Raw genomic sequence first — 16,135 nt, 5'->3', positions numbered from 1 at the left:
ATGCTGGCTCCTTAAGGAAAAACAATGTTAAATAGTTGTGAAAATAAGAAATAAATGATTGTTACAGTAACAATTGAAACAATAACATTCGTGTACCACTTAATTCCTTTAAGCAAAAAGATGCTAATGATTAAGAACAAGGTTGTGCTAATGAGGAATGGCAAAAAGGATAGTGACAACACATAAAAAACAATAAAGATAAAGTAAGAGAAGATCAGGAAGTAATCACTTTTAGAAAAGGCTTGTTCTTTTTGTTCGTCAGTCTTTTCGACTACTTGTTTTTTCAAGTCGTTGATTAACGTGACGATCCCACAGATGATAAGCACTATGGCAATAATTCCAGGTAGGAAACCACCACCTGCTGGGTTGAGCTGTTCCGTCCCCTGAATTAAAAGAGACTGGTATAAGATGACCAAACTGACGATAATCATCACCATGCCAGGTAGGGTTCGTCGTAATGTAAGCATGTGTTCTCGCGTCCTCACTTTGTTAATGATTTAGAAGTTAATTGAAAGAGAGGGCGCACAGTGCACCCTCATCTTTTAAAACTTAATCAAGATCCTCAACTCTAGGAATGCCAAATTCTTCAGGTGAACTTTCAGTAGCACCTGCATCATAGAGTAGCCAAGCAGAGACTGCTTGTGTCTGTTTCATCCACTCAACAGCTTCATCACCACTAATGTTAATAGGCTCAGCGCCTAGAGAAGAGAGAAGTTCCTGAAATGATTCCTCGTCTACCGCTTCATTAAATGCATCTACGAGTGTTGATTTAATATCATCTGGTGTGTCAGGGTGAACAAATGCTCCGTAGAACGGCCCCCACGGTAGGTATTTGTCAAATTCAGGGTAAATATCACTTAATGCTGGAGCATCCCAAGCGTCCACCTCTTCATTATGAACAATAGAAAGCATCCGGATATCGCCAGCTTCAACATATTCTTGCGCACCTGCAACACCAACAACCGTCGCATCAATTTGATTTCCTAGCATTGCTGTAAACAGCGGACCATCACCGTCGTAAGGGACTTGATTGAATTCAGTACCGAGCTCTGCGGAAAGCATGGAAGCAACAACGTGTGGCAAGCCGCCTTCCCCACTCGTTCCTAACGTTAAATCACCAGGATTTTCTTGGGCATACTCAACGAGATCTTCTAATGTTTCAAATTCTGAATCATCTTTCACTACAATTCCTGCAAGACCTTGTCCAATAATATTGACGGGATAGAAGTCTTCAATGTAATCCCTTTCAGATATACCCAGAACATTATAAATGAGTGGATTTTCTGCTCCGAACAACACACTGTATCCGTCTGCAGGCTGATCATACACATACTGTGTTGCAATTGCACCCGTTGCACCTTCGCGATTTTGCATTACAAACGATGCATCCAAAGCATCCTCGGCTTGAATAGCGAGACTACGTGCAACATTATCCGTTGCTCCACCTTCACCCCACTGAATAATCCCATTAATGTCTCGAGATGGGTAGTTACTTTCACCTGAAGTCTCAGAGGATTCACACGCACCAAGTATACCGACTACGACTACCCCCGTTAACAGACCTAACTTCTTCATTTATATGCCCCCTTCGTATATAAAAGCGCTTACATATAACACTAATTGTTCCATTGAATGGAATTAAACATTATATAATGGAACAAATGATTAACAGAATTGTAGCACTGTTTTTACATCATGTCACGTACTTTTTTTTGAAAACTTACACTAAAGAATGGGCATATAGGGAAGGGGACTTAAAAGAGTCCTCCGATAGATTTTCAAAACGCTGTTCTTAGCAATCTGAAAAGGAAAACTCTCAAAATAATAAGTAATATCTCTATAAAGGTATAACAAAAATGACCGTAACACCACCACAACTAATTTAGAAACTAAAGTATTTATTGAGGATTCTTAATAAATAATTCCAGCTTTATAAAAATCTTGAAAACGATATACAAATATTTGAAATTTAGTTAGTCTAATGACTTTGAACACGTAAAGCCGTGTGAGCGTTTCAGTATTTCTTTACACAGTGAACGTCTTTGATTTTGATTTACGTAACTTTCTTACGAGCAATAACACAATCATAATTGCGATACAACCATAAATCATCGTATCAATCATCACATTGGCACCGAAATTCAGTTCATAGGCGCTTTCATAAGAAACAATCGGCGGTGCGCCGTATTCTATAGGCATAATTAAGAATCGTGCCATCAGTAAATAGCCTAAATGAAAGCCAATCGCTGCCCAAAGGCTTCCGGTAAAAATTCGAATAAGCGCTAAGGCAATACCGAAAACAAAAAGAAGGATCAGTTGTGGCAGTTGCATGAAAAACAGCTCAAACGAAGACATTCCCACAAGTACCTGCAAGAAATTCACAGCAAGTGCCATACCCATAAATGCAAAAGTCTGCAAAAGAACGGCTAGATAGATGGCATAGTGATGGTTGAAAGCGTCAAAAACCAACCCCCTTAACGCCAATTCTTCTGGCAATGCTTCATAGAAAAAAGCAATCAATAAATTTACGAGTAATGCTCCCAACCACGCACTTGGTACATTCCATTGATGAATTTCAATAAGGTTTAACGCACTCGCAAGAAACAAACCGATAATTGCTAACCCTGTTGCTAGTATAAATCCACTAAAAAAGTGATGGGCTCGTTTCATTGAATACGCTGTCGGTCTTGGAGTAGGTAAGGTTTTGTTCATTTTTTTGTATAAGATAAGAATCGTTGGTACGACAACTCCACTCATAACCACTGCATGGATTACTTGTCGTCCGTTACCTGTAATCCCGAATTGCTCTGATGCAATCGATCCGAAAAAAGAAGCTAAAAACAGTCCAACCGTTACGGTTGCCCACCCTGTTAAAACGTAAAACCATGCATTTTTCATTTGAAAGACCGCTCCTTATTAGTAAAGTTTTATTGAGATTAAGAACATAAGTACACGGTTAGTATGAGGGACGTTGTCAGACTAATCGATAAGGTCGTCATAAGACGTGTACATAGCGGTATGAAAAGAGATCAATGTTGTAAAGCAGGTGTTTTCGGTTGCGAAGAGAACCGAAAGAGGTTTTAGCAACTTAATAAAGTGGTCTACAATAACAAAGGAAGCATAAGCATACAGAGTTGAGGTTCGTTACGGTGGGTATACAACTAGATAGGAAAGTCCCTAAAATTGTGGTCATCCAACACGCACTTATTGTTAAACAATTTATAATTTACGATTTATTTATGAGCGATCTATGTTACACTGCCCGTTCAGCCTTTTTCTGGTGGTGAGAAAAATGATTCATGTTGGATAGTCTTCCATACTGCTAATAATAGTGATTGTCGGTCTAGTCATTTTGGGGGTCTATGGCCTTCTTAAAATGAGTAGAAATCCACGAATAAAATAACTTCCTCAAGTTTGGTAAACAAGTTACATCGCTGGATGAGGGGTGTCGTGTGTATATCATTTGTCGTGAACACAAAGGGAAAATCGAAGTATTGACGCACGCCAATCGAACAGACCAAAAACAGTATGAAACGAAACAAGAAGCAGAGCAGATGATGCATACGTTAAATGCATACCGGTTAAGACATTTTGCGCCTTGGTTTTTACAAATCGTTTCGAACAGAGTAGAAAAAAAGGTCGATGCGCCATCCGCCCAAGGTATCAAAATGGTACGCAGAATACCGCCCAAGTTTATGTGAAAAATTATAGAAGGATTAAAGTATAAGGGCGTAAGTAATATTAAACTTTATATTTATTAAAGGAGTAGGATAGTGGCATAAGGCTTGTGGATTGAGAGCTGAGGTTTAAATAGTTCCTGATATTTTATAAAGTAAAGGATAGTACTATTAAGAACTTTTTATACTGAAATCATTTAGATGAGTTATCTCTGATACAAGAATTCATTCGAATAAATAAAGGTGCCGTAGGTGAATACGATGGCACCTTTATTTTTAGTTAACACTTGTTTTCAGTGATTTCTTTGCAATCTTATTAACTGAGATGAAGATCATTAAAGCAACAAATACGAGAACCCCACTGCTAATTCCCACATAGTTTATTGAACTTAAACTTATGACTCCACCGCCTAAAAAAGCTCCTAAACCGATCCCCATATAAAGTGCAGATGCACTAAAAGATAGTATCATTGATGCTTGTTTAGGGTTTAACGAAAGCAGGTATGCATTCAGTGCTGGGTTCATTCCAAAACCAGGAATCCCCCATAATAGGCAAACCAAACCCACAAGAATAGTTGCTAATGTAGAAGGATTTAATATGGAAAGCAAAGAAAAAGCAGTTAATAAAATAGCGAAACCAAAAAGTGATAATGTAAGTGTTGTTGGAGCACCAATACGGTCCGTTAAGTACCCACCAACTAGGTTGCCTAATAAAGATCCAATACCAAGTATTAGCAGGAAAACACCTATATTCTCGATCGTTGTGATCCCAGTAATAATTGGAGCGATGTAGGTATACGTCATAAACCCGCCTGTTGTACCGATAATGCTGACACATAATGTTAAGAAGATGATTTTGTTGAAACCTTTGAGTCTCTCTTTGATACTCACAGAAGCTTCTCGTTCAATTTTTGGTAAGAATAGTAAAACCCCAATTACAGTTACTAAAGATACCAAAGCTACGAAAACAAAAGAATAACGCCAGGTCATGGCATTTCCAATCCATGTACCAATAGGGGCACCAAGAATTAACCCAATGGTTATGCCAGCTATTACAAAGGACAAAGCTTTTCCACGCATTGTATCGGCAACTAAACTTGTTGATGCAGCCATTGCCAAAGGGGTAAACACGGCTGCGGCTAACGCAGCAATTATTCTTGTGATAAACAATAATTCAAATGATGTAACAACTGCAGAAAGGCCATTGGCAATGGTAAACACAAACATAGATAATATTAATAGCGCTTTAACTGGCATATTAAACAGTAATGTACCTAAAACAGGGGCTCCAATTGCATAGGCAACGGCAAAGGCTGTTACTAATTGTCCAGCTGCTGCAATGGTGACTCCCATATCATTAGCAATTCTCGGTAATAAACCAGCAATAACAAAATCATCTGTCCCAATAATAAAAGTTCCTAACACTAATATGAAGAGGCGATAATTCATTGTTCATTAATCCTGTTCTGGCGCTCTTTAACCGTATGCCAGAATTCAATTAATTCTTGCAAATGTCTTTTAGAATTTTCTAATTGCTCAATTTGTTGCCTAGTTTTGAGCAATTGCTCTTCGTATAAGGTTATTGCTGAATCTGCACAATCCCAATTGCCATCCATGGGTTCGATAGAACCACAAGCTATAACAGGCCGGATTTCATCCGTTTTAAGCCCGATATCTAGAAATAATTGAATGGCTTTTACACGTTCAATGTCTTGCTCTTCATAAACCCTATAACCATTTTCTTCCCGAGAAGGTTGGATTAACTTTTTTTTGCTCATAATAACGAATTGAACGAATGCTAACACCTGTTTGATTAGAAAGTTCACTGATCTTCATTATAAAACCCTCCTTTCCAACAATATAAAGTATGACACGATGTCAATGTAAAGAGGAAATATTAGGACAGTTTTTGTCAAAGAGCGCGATAGTTGAAAAGAATTAAAAAAGACGAGTCTTTATCGTAAAGGGAATCGACATATTGGTTGGAACTATGCTTTAACTTATTTTTTTGCAAAGTTAATGGTACTTCTTCAAGTAGGAATGAGTATGAGTGTAACTATAAATAATAGTATATTAAGATATATTGGGTGTTCTTAATCAAGAATGCTTTTTTCTTATGGTACGAACGGGGCAGGTCAATAAATTAATATGTATAGAGTTATGGCATTGGTATTATTGGAGAATTCAGGTAGAATTATTTATAATTACTTATTTCATTAACTACATAAATAAAATTTTAGGGGATTGAACTAGATGGATTTGAGATATCCAATTGGCACCTTTGAATTTGATGAAGAAATTACTAATAACATTACTAGTAAGTGGATATGTGAAATTGAGGAATTACCAACAATATTGCGGGATACTGTAAAAAGGTTAGATGATGAACAACTTGATACAGCTTATCGAAAGGGTGGCTGGACTATTCGTCAGGTCATACATCATGTTGCAGATAGTCATATAAACGCCTACACTCGTTTTAAAGTGGCACTAACAGAAGAAAATCCAGTAATTAAACCATATAACGAAACAAAGTGGGCAGAACTAGCAGATTATAATTTACCAATTGATACTTCACTTTCACTCCTTGAAACATTGCACAAACGCTGGACTATCCTTTTACGTAGTTTAACTCCTGCAGATATGGAAAGAACTTTTATTCCTCCGGATTCAGGTGAAATATCATTAGGTAAGAATATAGGAATCTATGCTTGGCATGGAAAACATCATCTTGCACATATTACATCTTTGTGTAATCGTAAAGGCTGGTAAAGGTATTAAAAACAAACATTTACTTAAATAAACGAGGGTGTTCCTGTTAGAAGGGACGCTTTTTTACTATAGCGACGTAGGTTAGCTTAGCTTATTGATCAATAGTTATTTCACTAATTAAATTTTATCGATGAGGAACGTCCAAAAAGGAGATGAAATATTTGAAGATTATAGAAGGAAAGAGAAGTTTTGATTTAGATAAAATGTTAATGAAACCGTTATTTGCCCATTTATCAACGGCATCCCCAGAAGGTCCTAGAGATTCACCAGTATGGTTTATTTGGGAAGATAGTTGCCTTTGGATTATAGGAACACCAGAAGATACTTTTCCATCTAGAATACAGAACACCCCATCTTGTGCAATTGGTATTGTTGATTTTGAGCCCGATTCCGGGAAAGTCTACCATGCAGGCTTTAGGGGAAAAGCCAGTGTAGAACTATTTAACTTTAAATTAGCACATAAGCTATTCACAAAATACCTAGGATCAAACGATAAGAATTGGGATTTGAGGTTCAAAACTCAAAATTCTCATAATGTTTTTATACGTTTTGTACCTGAGACTGTTGTGGTTAGAGATCAATCTTATAATGTGTAAATATATTTTATGTATAAATGAATTTAAGTATATCTCAGAAAAAACTCTAGGCTAATGGGGCAAGCTTTATCGAGTGGAATTAGTTTTTGATTCTTTTATACTAACGGGGTTATCCAAAGCTATCAATATCCTTAATTTCCCCAGTGTTCTTAATATAGACAAATGTTACAAGGTACTTATTCGGGGCTTCAAATACTGATGCAATGAGCACAATCTCTTTTAGTTTTCTTTATTACGAATAGCCTGATGTAATACTAGAATACTACCCAAAGATAAACCACAAAGTATGTAAGGTTCATCGAACTGAAGATCAGCGTTTTGCTCAATCAAATACTGTGCTGTGTAGTGACGACAAGTGTGTGCCGTAATAGGGTCTTTACGTGTTCGAACAAAACCGAAAGGCGATTCATAGAGCAAGTGTTTAAAGTCGCTACTCAAATAAGTAGGTGAATACCGTTTGCCATTGGTTTTAGTAAAAAGGCCTGCTTTGCTATCCTCTGAAATCCCTTGTTGTCTGCGGAGTTCTTTTATCATGGACAACACATCTTCATAGATCACAATGGGTCGTTGCTTCTTGCCTTTACCTTCGACATCTAGAAAATTCGCTTGTTCTTACGAGCGCCATACCAAACGCTCCATATCGGCATTGGCTAACTCCGCAATTCGCATCCCGGTTGATAGGAGAATTGAAAGAAGAGCGTACGTGAAAAAGTCATGCCCTTTAAAATGCTGCAGGAGTTGCTTCGCCTCGTCTTCATGTAAATCACGATCGACGAGTTGGTCTTTCGGTTTGGCCACTTTAATCATTTTCGTGGTAATGTCACGATCAATCATCTCTTCCTTATACAAAAACTGTAGAAATTACTTATTTCTTTAGGTTTTTATTGTAATTATATTCAAGAGGTATTGGATGACTCTCATGCCTAAGTCACATTAAGTCCCACTGAAGCGGTTATGCATTGGAACGATACGTTTAGAATACGAGTCGTTAACGAAGGGTGAGCAGATTGCCTATTTACAACAGATTGATCAAAGCATCCTTGACGGTACCTATAATCATCCAGCATTAAAGGTGATGCGTAATGTGGTACGGTTGTTTGTGGAAGAATTTCAAAGTGATTTTTATTTATTAGACCTTCAGATACTTGCTTGTTCAACACTCTCAGAAGGTTAATGAACCTTTTTTTTATATGCAATTTTAATTTCTTGGCGTACGATAATAGAAAAGAAACGTTGTAAAGGATGGGGAAAACGATGGACTATTACGTTGTCGATGCGTTTGCAGAGAAGGTGTTTGAAGGAAATCCAGCGGGCGTTTGTGTGATGGACCGTTGGTTAGACGATGAGACGATGCAAAAGATTGCGGTTGAGAATAATCTTTCTGAAACGGCTTTTACAGTAAAAGCAGGAGACGTTTATCATCTGCGGTGGTTCACACCAGGTGGGGAGATTGATCTTTGTGGACATGCAACGCTTGGAACTGCTTATGTGGTCTGTAATTACTATGAGCTAGAAACAACAGATCTCACGTTTCATACGATGAGTGGGGAACTGCTTGTGAAGCGAAAGGGAGACCTTTATGAGATGGATTTTCCGAGTCGCATTCCAGAGATCATCTCATCAACTGCTGAGTTGGAAGACGTTCTTGGATTTACGCCACTTGAAGTGTACTTAGGAAGGGACGTAATGGTTGTCGCTCCTAATGAAGAACTTGTTGAACAGTTCAGTCCAAACTTTGAGAAAATCAAGCAATTGCAAGACGGAATCGGGTTAACGATTACAGCATCAAGCACAACATACGATTTTGTTTCACGGTGTTTTTTCCCGAAATTACAAGTGAATGAAGACCCTGTATGTGGCTCCGCACATTGCAATTTCATTCCCTATTGGGAACAGAAACTCGGTAAGTCAGAACTTGTCGCTCGTCAATTGTCAGCACGCGGAGGCACGCTCTACTGCAAATCAGAAGGAGACAGAGTTAAAATTAGTGGCTACGTTACCTTGTACTCAAAAGCTACGCTCTTCATAGGGAAATGAGTATGCCAACATGTTGGAAGTGTGAAGCGGCAATGAGTTGGCGCCAGTGCATCGGGTTGTATCACCGGATTGATTGCTCGGTGTGTGGAACAAGAAACTATATTTCGTCTAAAGCACAATGGAACATAGGAACACCGTATTTCATCATACTTATTTTGCAGACGGTTCTTCATCCATGGCTAGATATTTCTTTTATAAGCAGTCTTATTTTTATTGTACTATATGCCGTGTTGATCCATCTATTTATTCAGCCTTTCTTGCTAGAATACAAGGAAGACAAACAGTATTTAATTGATGGGTTTAACTAATTGTTGACGTTTAGGGCTCGTTTTTGTGAATACAGAAGATAGGCGAACGTTTAAGCCGATGGCTACTTCGGTTTTTCTTTTCTTTGGGAAGAGTGTTGACGATTTAGCATGCATAGTGAACATCTCCTCTAAATAGTGATATATTCAGTTTAACTGGGGCATCTGTATTTGCGATGTGGCTTTTGTAAAGATTCTATGAATGACGCGTAAAGAAATCCGATTTGATCAGTCTCAAATCGGGTTTCTTTGTGTCTAATCAATTAGTGTAGTGGGGGTGGTAGATCGAAGAATGTGAGCGATGAATTGAGATAGCGCGGGACTCGGATTTAAATTAGTCGTTTTTGTCATTATTCCAATAGGGAGCTGTCCATTGAAGTCTGTTATAGGTAAGTATTGTGTTCTAGTAAAAGGTGGCTTTGCAATGATTTCTGGAATGACTGCAATGCCAATACCGGATTCTACGTATGGTTTTAAAGCTAAGAGATTACTAATTTCAATGTTTTTGCTTACTTTAATATTGTTTTCTAGTAGGGCTTGGTCGAGTGTCGCTCGAAACGGGCACGACGGGGTCGTTTGCAACAATGAATGTCCGTGTAGATCATGCAGTGACACCGTATCTTTCGTTGTGAGGGTATGAAAAGTAGGTGCTAATAGCCCAAACTCTTCATTAAATAACCACGAAAATGAAACGTCATCATGATATACCGTTGGTGTGGTTCCAATTGCTAAGTCAAGCTCTCCAGACTGTACGAGTTGTTCAAGTGCATTGGCGTTATGCACTTGAATAGAAAGCTTCATTAGAGGATGCTCTTTTTGAAACGTAGCGAGAAGCTGCGGTAATCGAAAGCTGGCAGTCGGTTCCATTACCCCGATCGTAATAAATCCGCTTTTCCCACTTTGTAAACTCGTCATCATCTCTTTCAACATATCAAAGTCTCGAAGTAGCACATCACTTTGTTCGTACAACAGTTTTCCGGAACTCGTAAGCTTTAGTTTTGGGAGGCGTTCCAATAACGTGACACCGAGTTCTTCTTCTAAATTCTTAATGTGCATCGTAACCGTGGACGGTGCGTAATTCAACGTTTCGGCAGCGGCATGGAAGCTCCCTAACTTCACGATGGATTGAAATGTAATAATATTGCGAAGGTCCAAATGATATCACCTCACTGTATTCCTTGTTGTAAGCGTATTCGAATGAGCCGTTCAGTAAAACTGAATTCCGAGTTTACTTATTTGAAATTGATTGTACAGCACTATTAACGTATATTCAATAAAACAGATCAAATTAATAAGAATTATATGAAAGGTGGACTTAGATTGACGATTCTTGCTGCAGCACTTAAGGGAGAAGAAATTGTTCCAATTGTTGAAGGCGATTGGGTTCGAATTTATAACACGGAAACAAATGGGTTTGAAGATCACCGTAACCCTGCATTATCTGTAGAAGAAGGACGACGTGGAGAAGTATTAAAGTTTGTTAATAACTTCGCAGTGACTGTCTTTTTAGCGCCACCTAATACGTTTTGTGAACGTTCTTATGATAAAGCGAAAGAACAAGACATTCAGTTTGTTCAATTAAAGCCGGGCACGTTGTTTCAGCAATTTTTAGAGTCATCGTATCAATTTAGCACGGAGCTTCCGCAAAAAGAGATCGTCCCTAGCTAAGAAAGGAGAATGAAGATGACCAACCAACAAAATGGCGTGCAATTACGTATTGAAAATATGAAAAAGAACTTTGGTAAAACAGAAGTGATTAAGGGGATTGACTTGCAAATTGACGCTGGTGAGTTTGTCGCAATTGTTGGGAAAAGTGGTTGTGGAAAAAGCACATTACTTCGCCTAATTGCAGGGCTTGATGAGAAAACAGAAGGCACCATCTATCAAAATGACACAATTTTATCTAAACAAAATAATGATGCTCGTGTCATGTTCCAAGAAGATCGTCTACTTCCGTGGCAAGATGTTCTCACAAACGTTGGGTTTGGTCTTCAACTCCAAAATGATTGGCAAAAAGGGGCAAAACAATTGCTTCAAGAGGTGGGTCTCGAAAACCATGCTTCTAAATGGCCTTCTCTTTTATCTGGTGGTCAAAAGCAACGTGTGGCATTGGCGAGAGCACTTGCAGCCAACCCGAGATTATTGTTGCTTGATGAACCACTCGGAGCGTTAGATGCGTTAACGCGTATTGAGATGCAAGGTCTCATTGAAGAGATCTGGAAACGTAATCAATTCACAGCGTTACTTGTGACACATGATGTGAGTGAAGCCATCATGCTTGCTGATCGGATTATCGTCATTTCAGAAGGTATGATTTCTTATGATCGAGACGTACCATTATCAAGACCGCGGGAGCGGAGTCATCCAGTGTTTAAAGAAATTGAACGTGAACTTTATGCAGAACTATTAGAAGAAAGCCATAAACAACAGACGTTTGCTATGTAGTCGTAAGTGGCAACGAAGGAGGAACTAGAATGGTTGAATTTATAACAATGGCGCCTACTTCCGGTGATGGGCGAGTCATTGCAACAGGGAATGCCGGCTGGACGGATGGCAAAGGTAAGACCGAACGTGAACCGACCTTTGAATACATTCGAGCTATTGCATTAGCAGCTGAACGTGGTGGTTTTTCTTCACTACTCTTGCCTACTGGTGCAGGTTGCTTAGATTCCCTTGCGGTTGCCGCAAGCTTGAGTACTCAAACGGAGTCGTTGAAATTTCTTTTCGCAGCAAGGCCAGGTGTGATGTCGCCGTTTACGTTTGCGAAGCAATTTGCAACGGTCGATCACTGGTCTGGTGGTCGTGCGCTCGTGAACATTGTGACTGGGGGCTCTCCAACAGAGCTAGCTGCTTACGGTGATTTCCAACCGCACGACGTTCGCTATCGTCGTACCGAAGAATACATTCATGTGTTAAAACGCCTTTTCACAGAAGAAAATGTCACGCATAGCGGAGAATTTTATGAGTTGAACAATGCGACTCTTTTTCCAGAACTCGGCCAGTCTAAAGCGCCAGAGATTTACTTTGGTGGTGCATCTGAAACAGGAAGAAATGTCGCTGCCAAACAAGCGGACGTGTACATGACGTGGGGTGAGACGCTCGATAACACAAGGGAAACGATCACAGATGTGAAAGCAAGAGCATCAAAGGAAAACCGAGAGCTTTCGTATAGTGTTTCATTCCAAGTGATTCTAGGCGAAACCGAAGAGCAGGCGTTTGAAAATGCCGAGCAATTGATTAAAGATTTATCGCCAGAAGCGTTGGAGCAAAAGCAAACGGATCGCAAGAAAGGTGATTCTGAAGGGGTACGTCGTCTTCACGATCTAATGGAGAATAGTCGAGAAAGCAACTTCTTACTCGCTCCAAACCTTTGGGCGGGGTTAACACAAGTGTTATCAGGCAATTCCGTTGCTCTTGTCGGCACACCAGAACAAGTGGCAGCAAGAATTGTGGAGTATGTTGAGCTTGGCTTCGATAAAGTGTTGCTACGGGGTTTCCCTCATTTAGAAGTAATTGAACAAATCGGAAACGAAGTTCTGCCCCTTGTACGAGAACAACTAAAGAAACCTGTATAGAGACGAAGCGAAGGTCGGAGAGGATGAGAAGATGCGAAAAGCAACAGTTGCTTTACTTGGAATGATTACGTCAGTAGGTGTGCTTTTTGCATGTAGTCATGAAGCCACGACGCACTCGCAAGAAATGAACGAAGTCACGATTGGATATCAAAAAAACGCGATTACACTCATGCTTCGTGAAGATGAACAATTCCACACAGACATGGAGGCGTTAGGCTACTCTGTAGATTGGGCAGAGTTTAATACAGGGAGTTCTACACTTGAGGCGCTCGGAACAGAAAGCGTGGACATTGCAAATGCTGGCGACATTCCTTCACTTTACTCTATTGCGAACAATCATCCGATCCGATATATCGCGTCAACAGAATCTGCACCACATAGTCAAGGGATTTTAGTGCAAAGGGATACTGGGATAGATGAGATTAGTGACCTTGAAGGAAAACGGATTGCCTTTAATCGTGCATCGATAGCTCATTATTTAACACTGAAGACGCTTGAACAAGAAGGTCTCGATTTAGATGATGTGAGACCTGTGTACCTGGATCCTCCTGATGCTATTTTAGCGATGGAACGCGGGGAGATTGATGCGTGGGTCGTCTGGGACCCTTATTTGGCAGCTGGTGAAGAGCGGGGGCATGAAGTCATTTCAACATCCGAAGATGTCGTTGCTTATCGGTCGTTTTATTTTACGAATGAAGCCTTTCTGACGGATCATCCTGAAGCGTTAGAAGTGTATGTGGATGCCGTTATTCGGATCGGTGAAGAAGTTGAAAACGATCCTTCCATTGCAACGCCGCTATTGTTTGAGGAAACGGGGCTGTCTGAAGAGACGTGGCACCGAATCTTAGAACGGGGCATTAACATGGCTGATTACAATGGACCGGGTGTGGAGGAAGATCTGCAACAACAAGCGGATGACTTAGTAGAATTAGGATTTATTGATGATCCTTTAGAAATGGAATCTTACATTGTAGAAGGGAAGGAGCTGTCAAATGACGAATAAAGCAATACGTCATCACGGTCTTAAGAATGTATATCAAAACTCCATTGCTCCTTGGGTTCTACCAGTAATCTTGCTCGTTGTTTGGCAAGTTTCTGTTTCTACTGGAGCGATGCAGTTAATTGCTAGTCCATATGAAGTTCTGACAACAGCAATTACGTATACCCTAAGTGGAGAGATTTTTGAACACATCGGTGTAAGTTTCTTCCGGGCAGCTGTCGGGTTCTTGATTGGCGGGGGACTTGGTTTCATTCTTGGAGTGCTAAATGGAATGTCCAACTCTTCGCAGCGCTATACTGACACGACCATTCAAATGTTCCGTAACATCCCGATTCTTGCAATGATCCCACTTGTAATTATTTGGTTTGGTGTCGGAGAGACGGCGAAGATTTTTCTCGTAACGGCAGGGGTTATGTTCCCAGTCTATATTAATACGTTCCATGGCATTCGCTCTGTTGATCGTGGCTTACTTGAAATGAGCCGTATTTATGGCATTTCGAAGTGGCACTTATTTACGAAAGTCATTTTACCAGGTGCGATGCCTTCCATTCTCGTTGGTGTTCGTTATGCATTAGGCGTAATGTGGGTCACTTTAATTGTGGCAGAAACGATTGCTGCAACATCGGGCATCGGTTACATGTCAATGAATGCAAGAGAGTTCATGCAGATTGATGTCATCATTCTTGCGATTTTACTTTATTCGGTATTAGGAAAAATTGCCGACACTTTGGCGAAGCTATTGGAAAAACGACTTCTTAATTGGCACCCAACCTATCAAAATTTACGAAACTCTTAACTTCTGAAAGGTAGGAACTTGTACTATGGATCGTAAAATGAACATCGGTGTTTTTTTGATGGGATTTGGTCATCATATCGCTTCATGGAGGCAACCGAACACACCAGCAGACAGTCCTGAAAACCTTGATTTTTACCGCGATGTTGCTCAAATTGCTGAGCAGGGGAAACTTGATATGCTCTTCGTATCAGACGGATTATCATTCAATCACTTGTCACATCCGTCAGAGTTAGTGCGCTTTGAACCGTTCACGTTGCTCGGTGCGCTAAGCGCCATGACGACTAAGATTGGTTTGGCAGCTACCGCAACAACGACGTATAACGAGCCCTTTCATATCGCGAGAAAGTTTCTCTCGCTTGATCATCTAAATCGTGGACGTACAGGGTGGAACGTTGTGACGTCGTATTATACAGGTGAAGCAGCGAACTTCAGTCAGAACATTCATATGGAACATGATGAGCGTTACACGCGCGCCGATGAATTTCTTGATGTTGTGAAGAAGCTTTGGGGAAGTTGGGAAGAAGGCTCGCTCGTTCGTGATAAGGAAGCAGGCACCTACTTCGATTCAGAGCGCCTACATGAAACAAACCATGACGGTCATTATTTTAACGTCAAAGGTCCCGTAAATGCTTCAAGCTCTCCACAAGGTGAACCCGTAATTATTCAAGCAGGGTCTTCACCGCAAGGGAAGGCATTCGCAGCCAAGCATGCTGAAGTTATTTTTACTGCCCAATTGACGTTAGAAGAAGGAAAGCGTTTCTACGATGAAGTGAAGAAGCTTGCAAAAGAAAACGGACGCAATCCTAATGAAGTGAAAGTCTTACCTGGTGTGTCCATCTACGTAGCGGAAACAGAAGAAGAAGCGCAAGCGAAGTATGATGAATTACAAGAACTGATCGTCCCAGAAGTGGGCTTGGAGTTGTTATCTGAGTATATGGGTGGCTTTGATTTCACAGATTATGATTTAGATTCTCCATTGCCTGAATCGTTACCTGAATACAACGGCAACCAGAGTCGTCGCCAACTCATTCTTGATCTCGCTAAGCGTGAAAATATGAGTGTTCGCCAGCTTTATAAGCACGTCGCTGGTTCAAGAGGACACCGAATCTTGATTGGGAATCCTGAACAAGTTGCTGACGACCTTGAACGATGGTTCAAGGAAGGGGCTGTGACGGATTCAACCTTTGTCCAGGTAATTATCCAGACGGATTGTCAAGCTTTGTAGAACTCGTCGTGCCAGAGCTCCAAAAACGAGGGATCTTTAGAGAAGGATACGAAGGAACAACGCTTCGTGACCACCTCGGTCTAGAGAAACCGAAGCCATCGGTAGTTGTTAATGCATAAAGCGCAAATTTTGGGAGACAGTACCTTGACTAG

General features: G+C 40.3%; 17 protein-coding genes and 2 pseudogenes. 11 read left to right on the top strand and 8 right to left on the bottom strand.

What is annotated here, in order from left to right:
• Positions 1–11 precede the first annotated feature (11 nt).
• The 3 genes from JCM19038_RS09795 to JCM19038_RS09785 all read right to left on the bottom strand — a co-directional run bounded on the left by JCM19038_RS09795 (position 12) and on the right by JCM19038_RS09785 (position 2,898).
• Positions 12–467 carry a tripartite tricarboxylate transporter TctB family protein gene (locus JCM19038_RS09795; RefSeq protein ID WP_042417311.1) on the bottom strand — a complete coding sequence of 152 codons (456 nt, stop codon included), beginning with the start codon at positions 465–467 and terminating at the stop codon, positions 12–14.
• 82 nt (positions 468–549) lie between these two features.
• Positions 550–1,575, bottom strand: a complete 1,026-nt coding sequence (locus tag JCM19038_RS09790) for a tripartite tricarboxylate transporter substrate binding protein (protein WP_052361385.1) — start codon at positions 1,573–1,575, stop codon at positions 550–552.
• A gap of 450 nt (positions 1,576–2,025) precedes the next feature.
• The gene (locus tag JCM19038_RS09785; protein WP_042417308.1) at positions 2,026–2,898 is read right to left on the bottom strand and encodes a CPBP family intramembrane glutamic endopeptidase; all 873 of its coding nucleotides are present in this window, start codon (positions 2,896–2,898) and stop codon (positions 2,026–2,028) included.
• Between the two features lie 554 nt (positions 2,899–3,452).
• Between JCM19038_RS09785 and JCM19038_RS09780 the strand changes: the two genes are divergently transcribed.
• A complete protein-coding gene (locus JCM19038_RS09780) occupies positions 3,453–3,701 on the top strand; it encodes a hypothetical protein (protein WP_042417305.1) in 249 nt (82 codons plus the stop codon).
• Positions 3,702–3,953: 252 nt separating this feature from the next.
• Here JCM19038_RS09780 and JCM19038_RS09775 read toward each other — a convergent pair whose 3' ends face one another.
• Genes JCM19038_RS09775 through JCM19038_RS25465 form a run of 3 tightly spaced genes read right to left on the bottom strand, consistent with a single transcriptional unit; the run spans position 3,954 to position 5,513 of the window.
• Positions 3,954–5,126 (bottom strand): MFS transporter, encoded by a 1,173-nt coding sequence (locus tag JCM19038_RS09775; protein ID WP_042417302.1) that lies wholly within the window; start codon positions 5,124–5,126, stop codon positions 3,954–3,956.
• Positions 5,123–5,455, bottom strand: a complete 333-nt coding sequence (locus tag JCM19038_RS09770; protein ID WP_081831731.1) for a MerR family transcriptional regulator — start codon at positions 5,453–5,455, stop codon at positions 5,123–5,125. Before JCM19038_RS09770 ends, JCM19038_RS09775 begins: the two co-directional genes overlap by 4 nt.
• Entirely contained in the window at positions 5,406–5,513 is a 108-nt protein-coding gene (locus tag JCM19038_RS25465) for a MerR family DNA-binding transcriptional regulator (RefSeq protein ID WP_081831730.1), read from the bottom strand. The genes JCM19038_RS09770 and JCM19038_RS25465 overlap by 50 nt, the downstream gene beginning before the upstream one ends.
• Before the next feature lie 417 nt (positions 5,514–5,930).
• Between JCM19038_RS25465 and JCM19038_RS09765 the strand changes: the two genes are divergently transcribed.
• Positions 5,931–6,449, top strand: coding sequence for a YfiT family bacillithiol transferase (locus JCM19038_RS09765; protein ID WP_042417299.1), 519 nt, complete (start codon positions 5,931–5,933; stop codon positions 6,447–6,449).
• A gap of 152 nt (positions 6,450–6,601) precedes the next feature.
• Positions 6,602–7,045, top strand: coding sequence for a pyridoxamine 5'-phosphate oxidase family protein (locus tag JCM19038_RS09760; RefSeq protein ID WP_081831729.1), 444 nt, complete (start codon positions 6,602–6,604; stop codon positions 7,043–7,045).
• Positions 7,046–7,264: 219 nt separating this feature from the next.
• Here the strand turns inward: JCM19038_RS09760 and JCM19038_RS23580 are convergent.
• Positions 7,265–7,852 (bottom strand): annotated as a pseudogene (locus tag JCM19038_RS23580) (tyrosine-type recombinase/integrase).
• Positions 7,853–8,299: 447 nt separating this feature from the next.
• On the opposite strand from JCM19038_RS23580, the gene JCM19038_RS09745 reads away from it, so the two are divergent.
• Both JCM19038_RS09745 and JCM19038_RS21805 read left to right on the top strand, forming a co-directional pair.
• Positions 8,300–9,082, top strand: coding sequence for a PhzF family phenazine biosynthesis protein (locus tag JCM19038_RS09745; RefSeq protein ID WP_042417287.1), 783 nt, complete (start codon positions 8,300–8,302; stop codon positions 9,080–9,082).
• A gap of 2 nt (positions 9,083–9,084) precedes the next feature.
• Positions 9,085–9,390, top strand: a complete 306-nt coding sequence (locus tag JCM19038_RS21805; RefSeq protein WP_193745101.1) for a TIGR04104 family putative zinc finger protein — start codon at positions 9,085–9,087, stop codon at positions 9,388–9,390.
• 252 nt (positions 9,391–9,642) lie between these two features.
• On the opposite strand, the gene JCM19038_RS09740 is transcribed toward JCM19038_RS21805, so the two are convergent.
• On the bottom strand, positions 9,643–10,542 hold the full coding sequence (locus JCM19038_RS09740; protein WP_042417285.1) for a LysR family transcriptional regulator: 900 nt from the start codon (positions 10,540–10,542) through the stop codon (positions 9,643–9,645).
• Positions 10,543–10,707: 165 nt separating this feature from the next.
• Between JCM19038_RS09740 and JCM19038_RS09735 the strand changes: the two genes are divergently transcribed.
• The 6 genes and pseudogenes from JCM19038_RS09735 (at position 10,708) to JCM19038_RS09710 (ending at position 16,102) form a co-directional block, all read left to right on the top strand.
• A complete protein-coding gene (locus JCM19038_RS09735) occupies positions 10,708–11,055 on the top strand; it encodes a hypothetical protein (protein ID WP_152549393.1) in 348 nt (115 codons plus the stop codon).
• Positions 11,056–11,070: 15 nt separating this feature from the next.
• Entirely contained in the window at positions 11,071–11,832 is a 762-nt protein-coding gene (locus JCM19038_RS09730; RefSeq protein WP_042417278.1) for an ATP-binding cassette domain-containing protein, read from the top strand.
• Positions 11,833–11,861: 29 nt separating this feature from the next.
• On the top strand, positions 11,862–12,962 hold the full coding sequence (locus JCM19038_RS09725) for an LLM class flavin-dependent oxidoreductase (protein ID WP_042417275.1): 1,101 nt from the start codon (positions 11,862–11,864) through the stop codon (positions 12,960–12,962).
• A gap of 31 nt (positions 12,963–12,993) precedes the next feature.
• Positions 12,994–13,965: an aliphatic sulfonate ABC transporter substrate-binding protein gene (locus JCM19038_RS09720; protein ID WP_052361381.1), complete on the top strand. Its 972-nt coding sequence runs from the start codon at positions 12,994–12,996 to the stop codon at positions 13,963–13,965.
• Positions 13,955–14,758: an ABC transporter permease subunit gene (locus tag JCM19038_RS09715; protein WP_042417273.1), complete on the top strand. Its 804-nt coding sequence runs from the start codon at positions 13,955–13,957 to the stop codon at positions 14,756–14,758. The genes JCM19038_RS09720 and JCM19038_RS09715 overlap by 11 nt, the downstream gene beginning before the upstream one ends.
• Positions 14,759–14,783: 25 nt before the next feature.
• Positions 14,784–16,102, top strand: a pseudogene (locus JCM19038_RS09710) (LLM class flavin-dependent oxidoreductase).
• Positions 16,103–16,135 lie beyond the last annotated feature (33 nt).

Source organism: Geomicrobium sp. JCM 19038 (genome assembly GCF_000698125.1).
Lineage (GTDB): Bacteria > Bacillota > Bacilli > Bacillales > Marinococcaceae > Geomicrobium_A.
This window is presented reverse-complemented; position numbering and strand designations above follow the sequence as displayed.